The 13,719-nt window shown below is 51.3% G+C and carries 16 protein-coding genes; 1 reads left to right on the top strand and 15 read right to left on the bottom strand.

Annotation, left to right across the window (positions count from 1 at the left end; genetic code table 11):
• Nucleotides 1-36: 36 nt before the first annotated feature.
• Nucleotides 37-549, bottom strand: a complete 513-nt coding sequence (locus tag FPL22_RS08120; RefSeq protein WP_144229592.1) for a hypothetical protein — start codon at nt 547-549, stop codon at nt 37-39.
• 9 nt (nt 550-558) lie between these two features.
• A complete protein-coding gene (locus FPL22_RS08115; RefSeq protein ID WP_144229590.1) occupies nt 559-867 on the bottom strand; it encodes a hypothetical protein in 309 nt (102 codons plus the stop codon).
• Nucleotides 868-1,034: 167 nt separating this feature from the next.
• On the opposite strand from FPL22_RS08115, the gene FPL22_RS08110 reads away from it, so the two are divergent.
• Nucleotides 1,035-2,756 (top strand): hypothetical protein, encoded by a 1,722-nt coding sequence (locus FPL22_RS08110; protein WP_144229588.1) that lies wholly within the window; start codon nt 1,035-1,037, stop codon nt 2,754-2,756.
• 132 nt (nt 2,757-2,888) lie between these two features.
• Here the strand turns inward: FPL22_RS08110 and FPL22_RS08105 are convergent, their stop codons facing one another.
• From FPL22_RS08105 to FPL22_RS08050, 13 genes are all read right to left on the bottom strand, one after another.
• Complete coding sequence (locus FPL22_RS08105) at nt 2,889-3,458, bottom strand: hypothetical protein (protein ID WP_144229586.1); 570 nt, start codon at nt 3,456-3,458, stop codon at nt 2,889-2,891.
• Nucleotides 3,459-3,486: 28 nt separating this feature from the next.
• Nucleotides 3,487-3,993 (bottom strand): hypothetical protein, encoded by a 507-nt coding sequence (locus FPL22_RS08100; protein WP_144229584.1) that lies wholly within the window; start codon nt 3,991-3,993, stop codon nt 3,487-3,489.
• Nucleotides 3,994-4,047: 54 nt separating this feature from the next.
• On the bottom strand, nt 4,048-4,305 hold the full coding sequence (locus tag FPL22_RS08095) for a hypothetical protein (RefSeq protein WP_144229583.1): 258 nt from the start codon (nt 4,303-4,305) through the stop codon (nt 4,048-4,050).
• A 49-nt stretch (nt 4,306-4,354) separates the two neighbouring features.
• Nucleotides 4,355-4,792, bottom strand: coding sequence for a GNAT family N-acetyltransferase (locus tag FPL22_RS08090; RefSeq protein ID WP_144229582.1), 438 nt, complete (start codon nt 4,790-4,792; stop codon nt 4,355-4,357).
• Nucleotides 4,789-5,175: a hypothetical protein gene (locus FPL22_RS08085; protein ID WP_144229581.1), complete on the bottom strand. Its 387-nt coding sequence runs from the start codon at nt 5,173-5,175 to the stop codon at nt 4,789-4,791. Before FPL22_RS08085 ends, FPL22_RS08090 begins: the two co-directional genes overlap by 4 nt.
• A gap of 122 nt (nt 5,176-5,297) precedes the next feature.
• The gene (locus FPL22_RS08080) at nt 5,298-6,281 is read right to left on the bottom strand and encodes a hypothetical protein (RefSeq protein WP_203235130.1); all 984 of its coding nucleotides are present in this window, start codon (nt 6,279-6,281) and stop codon (nt 5,298-5,300) included.
• A gap of 263 nt (nt 6,282-6,544) precedes the next feature.
• A complete protein-coding gene (locus tag FPL22_RS08075) occupies nt 6,545-7,408 on the bottom strand; it encodes a hypothetical protein (RefSeq protein WP_144229580.1) in 864 nt (287 codons plus the stop codon).
• An 85-nt stretch (nt 7,409-7,493) separates the two neighbouring features.
• The gene (locus FPL22_RS08070) at nt 7,494-8,048 is read right to left on the bottom strand and encodes a hypothetical protein (protein ID WP_144229579.1); all 555 of its coding nucleotides are present in this window, start codon (nt 8,046-8,048) and stop codon (nt 7,494-7,496) included.
• 39 nt (nt 8,049-8,087) lie between these two features.
• Nucleotides 8,088-8,216, bottom strand: a complete 129-nt coding sequence (locus FPL22_RS18090; RefSeq protein WP_275263033.1) for a hypothetical protein — start codon at nt 8,214-8,216, stop codon at nt 8,088-8,090.
• A gap of 87 nt (nt 8,217-8,303) precedes the next feature.
• A complete protein-coding gene (locus FPL22_RS08065) occupies nt 8,304-8,915 on the bottom strand; it encodes a hypothetical protein (protein WP_144229578.1) in 612 nt (203 codons plus the stop codon).
• Between the two features lie 87 nt (nt 8,916-9,002).
• Entirely contained in the window at nt 9,003-9,521 is a 519-nt protein-coding gene (locus FPL22_RS08060) for a hypothetical protein (protein ID WP_144229577.1), read from the bottom strand.
• Nucleotides 9,522-9,699: 178 nt separating this feature from the next.
• A complete protein-coding gene (locus FPL22_RS08055; protein ID WP_144229576.1) occupies nt 9,700-12,594 on the bottom strand; it encodes a hypothetical protein in 2,895 nt (964 codons plus the stop codon).
• Nucleotides 12,595-12,598: 4 nt separating this feature from the next.
• Complete coding sequence (locus FPL22_RS08050) at nt 12,599-13,501, bottom strand: SIR2 family protein (protein ID WP_144229575.1); 903 nt, start codon at nt 13,499-13,501, stop codon at nt 12,599-12,601.
• Nucleotides 13,502-13,719: the final 218 nt, after the last annotated feature.

The raw sequence follows: 13,719 nt of genomic DNA, 5'->3' as shown, positions 1-13,719 counted from the left end.
GGAGGGTGTTGGTCTTAACCGGCCGACAGGAATGGGTCACTTTTTAGGTGCCTCTTTAATGTAGTCGGGTTTCTCCTCCGTGAATCGCACGAAGAGATTCCACGTTACCAGTGCGTTGTCGCCGGAAACCGTGGCCGCCAGATAGTCTTGGTTAAGACTCACGAGCTCTGGCGCCGGATAAAAGTTAACCTTGATGTCGGCCGGTCTGGAGGCGCGGTCGAATAATTTAACGGTGGTCGAGTGGGTTTCCTTACTCGTCTGGGTGAAGCCTTGCAGGGTGATTTTCGGGTCAACGTAATGGAAATCACCGGGGCTGGTTTGATGGCCGTGCTCGGAGCCGACCTTCAGCGAAAACCGCGGATAGCGGGACCACGGGCCGTTCCATTCGGTTTCCTTGGTGACATGGCGGATCTGCTTGCTGGGGACCAATCGAAACTGGCCATAAACGTCCTTGGGCAGGAGCCAGTCTCCGCTGCTTGGGATGACGTCTTCGGCGCGCGTGACCCATGCGATCAAACAAAGCAGCAACGTGGTGAGCAGTTTTTTCATCGGGAGCGTTTAGCCCTGCTGGTCATTCTGGGTTTTGAATGAGCGTTCACGTCGGAGTTTCAGGAGCTCCAACTCCAGAACATCGATCCGCCGGCTGTGCTGGTGATGGCAGTAGGCGAGATAAAGGACTCCGCCTGCGATCATCACCCAAGTATAGAGATCCTTCGCTTGCGGAGGCCTGCCGTGAGCATCGGTCGTGGTGGAAACGAGGATGAGCATGCCGATGACAAAGAGACCAACGCCCGCCAGTTTCAGCCAGGGGCTCTTCTTCAAATCGGCTTCTCGCTGTTTAATCTCGATGGCGTCGTGAAGTGACATGTTTTTTTGGGGTTACTCCGACCTTCTTGGGTGGGCGGTGATGTTGAACGGGTATTTTGGACGAACTCAATAGTGGTTGATCCGCGCCCGGCGCGCGTTCCTAAGGATTGCATCGCTACATGCTAACCGCCTTCGTTCGCAGGCCGTTGGGCATCTTACCTGTGGCGATGAAAAAGACGTTTATCCTTCTAAGTCCCGTGCTGCTGGTGCTCGCCAACGCCTGGTATGTCAACGCGTGGAATCTTAATTTCAGGGCCGGTTTTTTTCTTCAGTTTGGCATCATCGCTCTCTGGTTGGCGCTGTTTGGGTGGTTGTGCAAACCGGTGCAAAGCGCGGCTCCACCCTTAAAGCTCAGCCGCGCGGGGTGGCTGGGTTTGGCGCTGGTGATGGTGATCGCGGTGACCGCGCGCGTCACGCAGCTGGAGGTTTACCCGCCGGCGGACGTCAGCGTCGTGGAGGAGACGCAGACGGGGGAGCTCTCACATGACTCGATCCACAAGCATCTCCTCGATCCCGATTTCCCGATTATCAATTTATTGGGCGAAGCCGGCCTGCGCTTAAACGGCGGCACGATGCTGGGATTGCGCTGGCCGTTTGTCATCTGGTCGTGCCTGGCGGTGCCGGTGTTTTTTCTGGCGGCGTTGCGGTTCTGCCGGCACGAGGGCGCCGCCTTGCTGGTCACGCTGTTGCTGGCGACCAACACCTACGTGATCGCGAGCGGGCGCACCGCGATGGAAACTTACGCGCCGGTCACCACGGTCGCGCTGTCGCTGGCCGCTTTGCTGTATGCGCGCGACCGGCGTTCGCTATTTGCATTTGGCCTGGCGGGTGTGTGCAACGGATTACTCCTGATCGAGTATCTGTCGTTCCGGCTCACGGGCGGGCTGATCTTTATCTGGATGCTGCTGTTGCTGGCGCAGGGCTTATCCGCCGAAGCGCCGTGGACGTGCGCGGTGCGTCCGCGTCTGCATGCACTCTGGGCCGCGAGACGACTGGCACTCGCGTATGCGGTGCTGATGTGCGTGGTCGCGCTGCCGTGCTGGATCGCGCTGGCCAATACGGGCTGGCTCAACCTCGCCGAGGGCGTGGAGCGCAATTTCGTAAACGATGTGCTGGCGCGTTCGGCCGCAAAACCCATCGGCGTGCAAGTCGCCGAGATGGCAGGGCGCGTTTGGGAGCAGGGCATGACGCTTTGGGTGAAGGATGCCGTTCCCGGGGTGATCACCGACCGCCGCGGGATATTTGATTGGGGAACCAGCGCGCTGTGTCTGGCGGCCATCGTTTTCGCTTTGGTGCGGGCGAGGGCGAATCCGTCGCGCTGGTTTCCGGTGCTGGCGATTTTGGCCACCATCGCGCTGGCGGGCGTGATGACTCCGGTGGTGGCGCGTTACCGCGTTTATTGCGTGGTGCCCTGCTGCCTCCTGCTCATGGCCGGGTTGATCCAGGCGATGCTGGAATGGAAACCGGTTCGCTTCGCACCAGCGATCAAGGTGGCGGTCGCAGGCTTCGTGCTCGTGTTGGCGGGGTGGAATCTATGGTCGTTTTTCAGCTCGACCGTTTACGATCAGGAATTGAGGGATCAGCACTATGAGTTCTGCGTGCTCGTCGCGGTGGAAATCCAAAAACAGCAGGCGCTGCCGCAGACAGCCCCGCTTTACCTGATTTCGCCCGGCCTCACCGAGAAGTCTCGGGGCGAGGCGTATTTTCTCTATGACCGCAGCCGCGTGCGATTTGTCGGCAGTGCGGACGAAATCACGGGTCCGGCGCGAGTGGTGGCCTGCAATGCCTCGGGCGTGGAGCTGGAGCAACGGGCGGATTTCAAGATTCTCTATCGCCGCGACGACAAACCGAAGCGCGAGGACACTTACGTGGTGGCGGAAAGAGATTGAGCGGCGGGGGCACTTTTAAGGGCAACCCGTGCTGAAACCAGCGGCCAAAAAACAGCCGATAAACGACGAGGCGAGATCAGCCGCTGCGGCTTTTTAGCTTAAGTGTGCGCCATAGCGAATGGCTTCGAGTGTCTACTCCTTCTGGGCTTTGACCCAATCGATGAAGGAGTTGTAGAGCGGATAAAAAACGATGTCGTCGTTGATGCCTTTCCAGACGAAATCCATTTCGATTTCGGCCTCGAACACTTGGGTGGCGGTGTCGGCGGCATACACGGTAAACTTCATAAACGTATCTCGGCCCTCACGGCGAATTGCGGGTTTTAGGACGAGAAACGGCTTGTAGTTGTCGGCCACTTTTTTCCAGGAAAGGAGGCCGCTCACGTCTGATACGATATCCGTCTTTTTGTCGCGGATGAGTTTTTGCTCCAGCTGTTCACGGGTGACGACTTCTTTGAAAAAGCCAAAGTTGATGGTTTGCTGGACCACAAAGTCGTCACCACCGAGGACGAGAATCATGTCGCGATAGGTGCCGATATGAATGCTGTCGCTTCGTAATACGGTCGGTTTGACCTGACCGTAAATTGATTGGGTTTTGATTCGGCCAGTAGCCGGATCGATCTCCTTCGGTTTGCCGAACGTGGCGCAACCCGAGGTAAGCAGGGTGATGAACGAGAGGGAAAGGAGGAAGAGGACTTTTTTCATGGAAAGGGACTTATGGGAAAAGGGTGAATTACCAGCGGGATGCCGGGCTGGGTTCGCGGCCGCCGGAAGAATCCGTCCAATAGATGTTCAGAACATTGATCTCGATTTTATAGTCCGCGGCATACGTCCAGTTGCGGAGTGTGTTAGCCAGGACTTTTTCGGCCTCGGCGATTGCCTTGATCCGCAGAGCCTTGGTGTTGGCGATGGTTTGGGTGTCCAACTCGAGCAAGGAGGCTGACACGGTGGAGTTGATCCGAGGCTCCAGGCGGCGGACGAGGCCTTGGGCTTCGTAGTCGTAGGAATAGCTTTCGCGCAGCGGGTTGATGAAAACCGCCAACGTGATATGCAGATTTTGATATGGGCCCTGACTTCCGGCCAAGGGAAGCGAAACCACGATTTCCTCCAATTTATAGGTGGCTCGATCGCCCAGCGTGGAGGTGGCCGCCGTAGGCGTGGTGGCCGTTGGCTGAGTGACGCAGCCGGACAAGCCGAGCAGCGTTACGAGTGCGAACAACACAGGAATGGATTTGGTCATGATGTAAGGGAAGGTGTTAACGGATTCGATCCGCTGGTTTCAGGTCGATGGGTATTATCGCTTAAAAACAAACCGAAGCGCGTCCCAGATGCCGGCGTAAGGCGTGGATTTGCCGAGGTAGCGTTCGAGGACGTAAAAGAGATAGTAGTAGAAACGGCAGAACGCCCAGATCGAGACCCCCAGCAGCACCACCGTGCGGAAATGCGGGGACTCAAGTAAGATTCCGGTGACACCGATGAGCCCGAGCAGAAGAAAGAGAAACCCTTTCGCGTGGATGAGCCGCGGCGATTTCAGGTCCTCGGTGAGTTTCATGGCGGGTTGTGCGTGCGATGCCGATGGGGTCTGATCAACCGGACTCCAGTTACAGGCGGTGGGCCATCATGATCATCTTGGGACTCACGTAGAAACCGTGTTTTGCATAAAAATCCTGCGCGGGAGTGTCGCGAGCCGTGAGCGTGTAAAGACGTGAGATGCCGGATTCAATGGCTTTGCCCTTCAACGCGGTCAACAAAGCGCCGCCCACGCCTTGCCGTTGCCGGGCGGTGTCGATGCATAGCTCGAGCAGGTAATAGTGCTGCTCGTCGAGATAGTATTGGGAATAGCCGAAGGCGAAGCCGCACAGTCCGCGTTCATCCTCGACGAGAAGTCCGAGAAAGTGCGGGGTGCGCGCGCAATCATCCAGACGCCGAAGAGCCGAGGTCTCTGTCCAGTGTTCGCTCCACGGCGGATTGGAGAAAACGTCTGTGAAGAGTCGTGCGCAGGGCGGAATGTCGGCGAGGGCGAGGTCGCGAATGGTCATGTCGATTGTAAGGCCTTCTTTTGCAAAGCCCCGATCTGATAGTCGTCTTCGTAAATAATTTCGCCAGGCGCATCGGTGGAGACGAGGTCGATCTGCACGCCGTATTTCTGCGCAAGATCCCGGTAGAATTTCAGTTCCTGAACGATGTGGCAGTCCATGGCCGTTGCTTTGAACCACGTAAGTGCGCGGTCGGGATTCCCCTCTTTGTAGAAAGGGGGAATGATCAGGTGCGTCTCGAACCAGGCGCGGGCTTTCCAGTAGGCGGCCTCTTCCTCGGCAGTCACCTTTTTGTCGCGGATCAGATGCCAGACGGAGATGAAAATGCCATACCGTTCCCGAGTGTAAGGGCTGATGGCGGCGGAGCAGTAGCGATAGTAATTCACGGGCGTCAGATAATGGGCCTCTTACGCTGGACTTCTAGGTTCTGAGCAGTTCATGGCGGCTTCGATCATGCGGAATATCTATTTTTTCGAATACTGAAGGCCTGACCCCTTTGGCTCGACGGTTATCTTTCCCATCCGTTTATAGTCCTGGTTGCTTCTGCGAGTTTCATTTCGGGGCCTTTGAGGGGGCTGTGCCAAAGTTCAAACCGGGCTTCGTAAGTGTGGCTCCAGTCGCCTTCGTATACCGTCAACTCCGATTTATAAGGAAAGAACGACTTTCCTTCGTTGGACCACCCCACGTGGCGGGTTGTTCTTGGAGTCATTCGTTGGGCTGAAAGCCGGGCTCCCGTTTTGACATCGAAAGCTTTTACGTAGGCGAAGCCTTGTTGAGTGGGAGCAATGGCCGCGTCGATGAGGTAAATGCCGGGCTGCATGCCATCTTTGACGACGAACTTCTTTTCTACGGGCAAGGGAGCGGGGTAGCGGGCCGGCACGGGCAAGACGCCCGTTTTATCGATTTCTTCACGATAGGATAGCACGTCTTTGAGTTCTGTGCAGACTTCGTTAAACGCAGCTTGTGTGAACTCTCTACGTAAGCCCGGTGCTTGATCGTAGATCTCTAGGAAAAACCCAGCACCCTCGATAATGGCATACGAGGAATTGCCCGGAGTGCCCGCGTGTTCTGCTTCTATTGTAAGGGGAACGTCTTTTGCCCCGGGCCTTACTTTTGTGGTGTTCCCGCGTTCGACTCCAAATCCGTAAGGTCTACCAAAGGAAAGGAGGACTCGGGTTTGGTGATAATTTTCATAATCGCTGGAGCTGTAGAAACCATTCAGAGTGGTTTCATAAGTGCCATTAACGAGCTCAAGCCGGACGGCATATTTGAGGCCGCGTTCTTCACGAATTTCCCATCGTGGGTTTCCGGCAAGATAGCGGAATAGTGTAGAGCATAGACTCGAATTGAATTTGAGAAGGGTTTCATCGGTGAAATCTACATGTGCTGCGGTCGGCGTAGACAAGCTCCCGCCGTATCCCGAAAGGTCGCATCCTGCGAATAGCAATGAGAAGGTGAGAGGGAAAAGTCTGAAGATGGAAATGCCACTCATTATTGAATTTAAGGTAGTTATGACTGGCCTAATGGAAACTGGTTTTAGCGTGTAGCCGGACCAGGACTTGGTGTTGGAAAAATGGGCTTTAACTGGGGATTCATGTATTACGAGGTGGGTTGAGCTATGAAGGATAATTGATCCCAGAAACTTTTTTCAAAATACAACAATACTCGGCCTGACCCCATTGGCTCGATTGACCCCATTGGCTCGATTGACCCCATTGGCTCGATTACCCCATTGGCTTGACCCCGATTCGACGCCTATTCCAAGCCTAGAAATCCTTTTGGCCGTGGTTCGGTGTCAGGGGCGAAGGGATCTTTCTTGGGCGGTGGATTATAAAGAGAACCTGTTTTGAGGTTAATGTAGCTGCCCCATTCGAGAATCGCTTTGGAATTTGGTCCCATCGTATAAATACTGGTTACCTTTACGCGGGTCTTCTTGCCGGCAACGGACTCAGCGGCCGACGCCCAATCAAGAAAGAACACCAAACGATAACCATCCATAGGCGTGTGGTAAGCGACTGACGCGACGGGAGGAAACATATCCCGACTGTGGCGTCCGAACATGGCCACGGTAGCGTCTGATGCCAAACCACTGATGCGACTCTTGCCCCACCAGCTTTGGATCTGATCGAAATAAAGTTCATCGGGTAGATCTCGGATCTGCTCAATGCTGACCTTGGTTGCGGGTGAAACCCGCGTTGAGGTCCAGACTTTAGCAAATGGAAACTGTTCGTAGCGGCCAACGCCGACCAAAGTCACGCCGAGGATCTCTACTTTATGATAATCGCCAGCCAAGATCGTGGGGATGTCGTCCAGATCGAAGCTCACGTAAAACCAAAAATCTCCGTCTGCATGATACTGGAGGAATAGGGGTGGATCACCCAAGTGGGCATAGCCCCATTTTTTATAAAGCTTATCCAGCGTCAGGTGGTCGGGGAGGCGAGCGACATCTTTGCTGCTGATGGATTTTGGGTCACCGTATTTCTCGATGCCAGTCAGCGGACGAGGGAGAACGCGATCACGTGGGGCGCCTGGATTTGGCCTGCCCGCATGAAGTTCGGGTGACAGGGCCAGGGTCGCGTTAAAAGCCAAAGCCAGCAGCAACGGATAACGAGATATCATTGGATTCGATTGTCAGGATTATGAAGTTCGCCTGGAGAATTCGCCGGTGGAAGTAGCAACTAGCGTCCTGATCTCTTTGGCTCGATCATCTTTTCTTAAACCGTCTGCCAGGAGTAAGTAATGCGCGTCTTTGTTTTTTCGCATCTCGTTTCGCTTCGTATAAATCTCGTTTTTGTTTTAGCTCAATTTTTTCGCGGCGGGTTATGAAAAAATGCATGCATAATCCCAAAGTGAAAGGCCCGTAGATGCCGGCCATCTTGAGTAACGCCTTTTTGAGAGCGTTGTGAATGTTGTAGGAAGCGGGCAGTAGCCTTAACGAGGTCCCTTCAAGAACAAATCCTTTGGGGGCACCTGAATCGAAGAGAATTTCAAGTTTTCGCCCTTTGGGGAAGGTTGTTAACAGTTCAGTATCAGAATTGGGGGGCGGGGCAAAATCGCTTAAAGGAAGGATCTCAGAGCTGCCATCGACGGTGCCGTATGCGTTATATTCGAAACCGCGCCGAGCCTTATAATATTCGGCTCGTTCGACGATGAAAGTTGCGGGACGGTATTTGGATTCTCGAATTGTGACATGCCATGAGAAATAGACAAAGAGTGAGCCAATAAGCGCAACGAAGCCGCCGACAATAATTAAGATCACCGAGATTATTCTGCTCTTGTTGCTATGCGATGTCATAGTTTAGCGCATGAAGCATGCGCGGAGCATGCGGGCGGGGTTGTAGAAAAAGAAGGCATTGCCCTCCGCGTCGACGACCGAAACGCCCGGAAACGTCTCGGTGATGTAGCGAGTGATAGCGGCTTCGGTCATGTCTTTAAACGGATAGAAAACCAACAAAACACGGCCTGCCCCCTTTTGTTTCCCCTTTTGTTTCGTCCTGACGCGCCCCTTATTCCCTTAAGGTGTTTCTGAGTCGGCCGTGAAGGTTACGTTTTTGATGTTTTCCGCAGCCAGAAGTTCGAGGACTTTTACGGTGAGTGTGTAGCTCGACTCTGGATGTGAATGCAGCGTCACAACGGCGTCTTTGGGGATTTTTTGAATTAAACCGGAAAGGCCTTCCTGTTTGGTTGCGACGCCGCCGACAGTAAACGTGCCATCCTGTTTGATCACTAGATCTACATTGGGCCGGGAGTCCGCCGCCGGAGCCGCTTTGGCTGAAGCTTTTCTGTATCGCTCTTGAAACTCCGCATTCGGCTCTTCGAGAAACACCAAGACCGGCTGCTTGGAGGCGGGATTTTTGTATTGGAGAATGTCGAACGTGATGGAGTCGCCGACCTTGAGCGGAGCGCTTGGGGAGCCGAGGTTTCTCTGCACCACCAAAGTATCGCCTTTGGATTCAACGAGGTAGGATTGGGATTCGCCGCCGTATATTTTGACGAAGATCACGCGGGTGACGACGCCGGTTTGATTGCCAACCAAATTCGCCGCGTTGGAGGTAGATAGGGTTTCTGCAGCGTGAATGCTCGCGCCGAGCAAGAAGACGAGAATCAGGCGAAGGAATGCCGTCATGTTTTGGTATTTTGATTAGGGTTAAAAACTAGCAACTAGCGGCCTGACTCCATTGGCTCGACCCGACCTCATCGGCTCGTCGTTGGATTATTTTTTGGCAAGGTAAGCAATTACCTCAGGTTCGTTGAGTAGATTCATGACCGATTCAGCGATACAGCCATTAAGATCCTGAATCAGGATTCCGCTGGAATGATTTACGGTTCTCTCTAAGGTGACGGAGCCACCCAGAATTGCTGTATATCTCAGCTCACTCTTCCAATAAAAAGCGATATAAGTGCTTTTAAGATACGTCACTTTAATGTCGATGCTCTTAACTGCTCCGTCGAATTTGTTTTTCTGGTTTTTATTAATCTCCTTCTTCGTCTGATCGACCATCGTCTGGGTTATCGCTTTATAATTAGAGCCCAGTTTAGTGCCTGCGTATGAATAGACGATTGTTTCCGAGGTGGAGTCTTGCGCATTTATTACGTTTACATCCCCTGCTAGGGTCAACGGAGGTATGAGACCGTCCCGGAGTGGATATTCTTGAGGCCCGTAGGGCCGTGTTGCGCAGCCTGAAAGGCCTGCGGACAGGAGAAGGACTGCCAAAGATAGTTTTAATTTCATGATGGTTGTAAGGTTTTAGTGCGCCAAATTTCTGGGGCTTTCGATTAAATTCGCTGTAATACAACAATACTCGGCCTGACCCCGTTGGCTCGACCCGACCCCGTTGGCTCGACCCGACCCTTATTTTTCGAATACTGAAGGCCTGACCCCATTGGCTCGACACCCTCGGCTCGACCGATCATACTTCAAGGAAAGTGAAGCGACCTGCCTGAAGAAGTAATTCACGGGCCTGTTCGGCGTATATAATAGTCTCTTTGTTGCGACTTTTTAAGCCGGAACTAAGTATTGGTTTTGCTTTCTCAGGCTGAAGGTAAATGAAGTCATTTTTTTCGAGGCCACGCGTAAGTTTGTAGAAACATTCTGCTACTAGATCCGGATATGAAGGAAGAAGTTCGTTCATTGCATCTAATTTAATGCTCGTAGCGACATCTCTACCTGGAGCAAAATCGAGGATTTTAGAAAATGTTTTCAAACGCCACTCAGGATCGAGTGACTCGGCTTCCAGCCAGAAAGTGTAAGCTGCGAGTTCCTCTTGGTTTTGTTGCGCCAACCGCCATTCAGCGAATGCGATAATCCTTACTTTCAGTGCTGTAGCTAGATTTTCTGTTGTGTTCCTTAGTAATCGGCCGACGTGGTCGAATAAATTTGCCCAGCACTTAGGGTGGCTGATTGTCTTTTCGTAAAATTTATTTAGTAAGCTGTCTGAACCTGTAAGAGAGTAGTCGCCCCAAATGTAAAACATGAATACGTGATTACCTAATGCTTGGGTCCATCCCTTTCTCCCTTGGTCGTCTTCAGCAGTCGGATCAAGTTGGTCCAATGCGAAAATATAATCGTTATATAGGATATTAAATGGGCGCTTGTAAGGGTTGTTGAAGCGAACAAATGTGCCAAAAGCGATCTCCCAGAGATCATTATTATCCTTGGGGAAAATTAAATTCTTATGGGATGTGGCCCATTTATCGTCTAAGATGACCAAGTTGCCAAATTGTCGCCCAAGCAGTGCATATTCCGGAAAGGTTACTGGTAGTGAATCGGATATTGCAAAGCGGTGATCTAAAATTGTTCCTACCTCTGGAGTGGGCCCATTGGGGGATTCGCGAAGTAGCCAGAATCCAAGGTCGATCACGTTTTCTAAGGCAATACCGCGAGTATTATTGATGGCATCGGTGAGGTAGTCGCGTTGGTTTTGGGTAGTATCCTTTACCTGATCCAGTCGAAGATCGGGTTGAGTGCATAGCGCAGTAAGTAACTCGCTAAGAACTGCTCGTGCTGTTATCGGCGTTTTTGCATCTTTACCGACACAAGCACCAACGAAATCTACTACACCGCGACGAACAGGGCTCCATTCGGGGCGTTCACTTGATTCTTCGTGTCCATCGACCGTGCTGTCATTTGGGTTGGAATTCTGTGGCATCATTAATACCCACTGGCAAATATCCAAAGCGGCATCGAGATATGTAAAATTCCCGTCCTTTATCTCGCCTTGGAGGGCTTTCAGGAGGAACCGAACGTAGATGGGGCGTAAAATAAGACCCTTGTTATCAAACCAAAACTTAGCGCGACTCGCATCAGGGAAAATTTTTTGACGTAGAACTGTTTCGAAAGCTCCTGCGAGGGCTGAGATGTTGATCTCAATTAGCCAGTCCTTTATATCGCGGTGCGACGCCTCCCAGGTATTGATGTAATTAAGTAGATCTTCGTCTCTAAGTTGCTCGATTTCATCAGGAGGGAGGGGGCTGCGGTAAGAAACGAAACCGCTTTGAGATCTGCCAACTGGAGAATAATCATCATCAGTGAGATTTTCTTCGCCAGTTGAAATTAGGATTTTATAAATCTGCTTATACCTTCCAAACAATATGGAGGCAAATGGGCGAAGCTGCTTGCGATGAAAGTAGTCCTGTCTTTTCTTGAAGCCTTCTTCTGTGAAGCGATCTCCCATCCACTCGCGAGCCCGATCTTTGGATGGCCCGCTTAAGATCGCATCAAAAATTGTTTTGCGTTCAGGTTTCGTTAAAAGGTCTTCGCCAAAGGTCTCGCATGCTTTTTGGACCATCTGCTGGAATTCGTAGTGATGGTCCCACTCGGAATAGTCTGTATGCGTTAGTATAAATTCGCGAATCCACGGCTTTACGAGTTCCGTGATGAAATTTGCATATAAGTGTTGCCGTAGGCGTTTGAAAACAAGCCAAGGCTGTCCGCGCAAAGCCGAATCTAAATGTAATGCGTCTTCGGTTGAGTTGCGAAAAAGATTCTCGCATGAAAATGTTAAGGTGTAGACTAAGGCTGCTTTTGCATCATCGTATTCGCCGACTTCGTCGAGTCTTCGGCACCAAATTTCGGAGTGATCGGACCTGACGGTGCTCGCGGCTTCTTGGGGTTCAGTTACCAAGTGAAGCATTTCATCTACGGACTCTATTAATAGTCTAGTGGTTTCGCGTGGCCGTGTTAGGGCTAATGGATGAACAGCATCCACTAAAAGATCTTTGTAAGAAGATGAATCAATTACAGGTGCTGCTTTCTGGGAAGAGAAATATGGATGTAATTCATCGTGTGTCTCAGGTTTAATCGGCCGAAATGAAATAAGGGCTGGAATTATCGATAGGCTCAAATTTAAGCCCTCGTTCGTTTGGCTTATGTGCCGAATGTAGTCCACTATACTGCCTGCCGATTTTTGTCCGCTTCGATTTAGATATGATTCGATTACGGGATATAAATTTATGGCCTCTGTGCTGCTCAGTCCGCAGGCAATCTTTATTATTTGAATATACCCATAATAATCAAAGGAGTGCTTGAATTGATTTGTGATTTCTATGAATCGGTCGGAGTCGGTTTCTGCTAGATTGAATATATATGGATAGTAGTAACGAAAAATTTCTGGGTTGGTCTGGTGCTTGTCCATCCCATTTATGAGATCATCTATCCAGTATTTGCTGGTAGCTACGCTAAAAAAATAAGAAGCCATAAGCGGTTCTTGAATTAGGATTCTGACTGAGTCTGCTTGTGCCTGGCTGGGCGGCTCATCAATGGTCGCGACCTGCCTGAGGTATGATAACTTATGGTAAGTGGTCATGATATTACGGCAGATTCGGCATGTTGGAAAATGGATCGTAAGCCAATGCGCTCTTGGTTTTTGAACTTCGCTTGCTCTTCATGAAAACATCGCGCCAGACTAAATCTAGGCCTGTGTAGTTTTCGTCTAATTTGTCGTATTCTATTATATCGATGCCCAAGCCTTCCAGTCTTTGTTTTGATTCCTGATTGTTAGCCTCAAATGGGAGTAGGATTGTTCTGGTTTTAGGTGGAAATCGTGATGCGAGTTTTTGATTGCTGGGTTCGTTGGAAAATTTTTTGATTGCTGTGAAAATGTGATTGAGGGGTTCGTGCGGTGATAGGCTATAGCCGGTAAATATAACGTTGTTTGATAAAAGAACTTGGAATAAATATGTCGGGATGTTTCGCGGTTCGTCGTGGTATGATTTCTGGTAGGATTCTCGGTGTAATATGATGCCTGTGCCTGATTCTTTTTCGTCGGGCACTCTGCCATGTATGTAGTGCACTGTCCCTGCCTCGCATAAGGTGGGTAGCAGGCGAGGGTATGCTAGAATTTGAGGTGGCTCTTGATTTGTGTAGGCGAATGCTTCTTCGATTGTTCTGTCGAAGTTGGTTGTGAGTATGGATTTGAATCCTATATTAACAATATGTAAAAGTGCGTCTCTGCATTCTGATGGCCTTGGCTGAAAGAGCTGAATTACGGCCTGATCAAATGCTGTGGGGTTCGTATTATATAGGGATTGGGATGCTAGAAGCGGATCCGTTTCGGTTGGGCTGGGCAGTCCCATTAATACCGCAATTTCATGAATGAGCCTCGACCATATCCAATATGGCGGAATCGTCAGTCCTGCTCCTACAAAAAGGATGGGTGATTTATCGAGGAGCTTAGTTAGCTCTGCCGCAGCCCTTTCATTCATCTCATTCATGAATTTGTAAAAAGGGAAAGTGACGCATCGGTGGAATCTGGTTTCAGAAAATGGAACACGGCGAAATACATTAGCATGATCCTTCGGAAGTGCTTGGACGGGGGTGGTGTCAGCGGCATTGCGGCCTAAATACGCTCTGCACTGCGTGGTATAAAGGAACCCTCATTCTGGGGTGAGCGCGACAGGTTCGGGGCGGCGGAGCAAGCTGCAAGTGGACG

It is taken from the genome of Rariglobus hedericola (assembly GCF_007559335.1).
In the GTDB taxonomy this organism is placed as follows: Bacteria; Verrucomicrobiota; Verrucomicrobiia; order Opitutales; family Opitutaceae; genus Rariglobus; species Rariglobus hedericola.
The sequence above is the reverse complement of the archived record's forward strand: the minus strand, read 5'-3'. Positions and strand labels throughout refer to the sequence as shown.

Excerpts from the sequence above, each read along its gene's own strand:
- FPL22_RS08090 (WP_144229582.1), bottom strand. The coding sequence starts at position 4,792 with ATGACCATTCGCGACCTCGCCCTCGCCGACATTCCGCCCTGCGCACGA.
- FPL22_RS08095 (WP_144229583.1), bottom strand. The coding sequence starts at position 4,305 with ATGAAACTCACCGAGGACCTGAAATCGCCGCGGCTCATCCACGCGAAA.
- FPL22_RS08050 (WP_144229575.1), bottom strand. The coding sequence starts at position 13,501 with ATGAATGAGATGAATGAAAGGGCTGCGGCAGAGCTAACTAAGCTCCTC.
- FPL22_RS08075 (WP_144229580.1), bottom strand. The coding sequence starts at position 7,408 with ATGATATCTCGTTATCCGTTGCTGCTGGCTTTGGCTTTTAACGCGACC.
- FPL22_RS08055 (WP_144229576.1), bottom strand. The coding sequence starts at position 12,594 with ATGACCACTTACCATAAGTTATCATACCTCAGGCAGGTCGCGACCATT.
- FPL22_RS08100 (WP_144229584.1), bottom strand. The coding sequence starts at position 3,993 with ATGACCAAATCCATTCCTGTGTTGTTCGCACTCGTAACGCTGCTCGGC.
- FPL22_RS08110 (WP_144229588.1), top strand. The coding sequence starts at position 1,035 with ATGAAAAAGACGTTTATCCTTCTAAGTCCCGTGCTGCTGGTGCTCGCC.
- FPL22_RS08060 (WP_144229577.1), bottom strand. The coding sequence starts at position 9,521 with ATGAAATTAAAACTATCTTTGGCAGTCCTTCTCCTGTCCGCAGGCCTT.
- FPL22_RS08105 (WP_144229586.1), bottom strand. The coding sequence starts at position 3,458 with ATGAAAAAAGTCCTCTTCCTCCTTTCCCTCTCGTTCATCACCCTGCTT.
- FPL22_RS08080 (WP_203235130.1), bottom strand. The coding sequence starts at position 6,281 with ATGAGTGGCATTTCCATCTTCAGACTTTTCCCTCTCACCTTCTCATTG.
- FPL22_RS18090 (WP_275263033.1), bottom strand. The coding sequence starts at position 8,216 with ATGACCGAAGCCGCTATCACTCGCTACATCACCGAGACGTTTCCGGGC.
- FPL22_RS08115 (WP_144229590.1), bottom strand. The coding sequence starts at position 867 with ATGTCACTTCACGACGCCATCGAGATTAAACAGCGAGAAGCCGATTTG.
- FPL22_RS08065 (WP_144229578.1), bottom strand. The coding sequence starts at position 8,915 with ATGACGGCATTCCTTCGCCTGATTCTCGTCTTCTTGCTCGGCGCGAGC.
- FPL22_RS08120 (WP_144229592.1), bottom strand. The coding sequence starts at position 549 with ATGAAAAAACTGCTCACCACGTTGCTGCTTTGTTTGATCGCATGGGTC.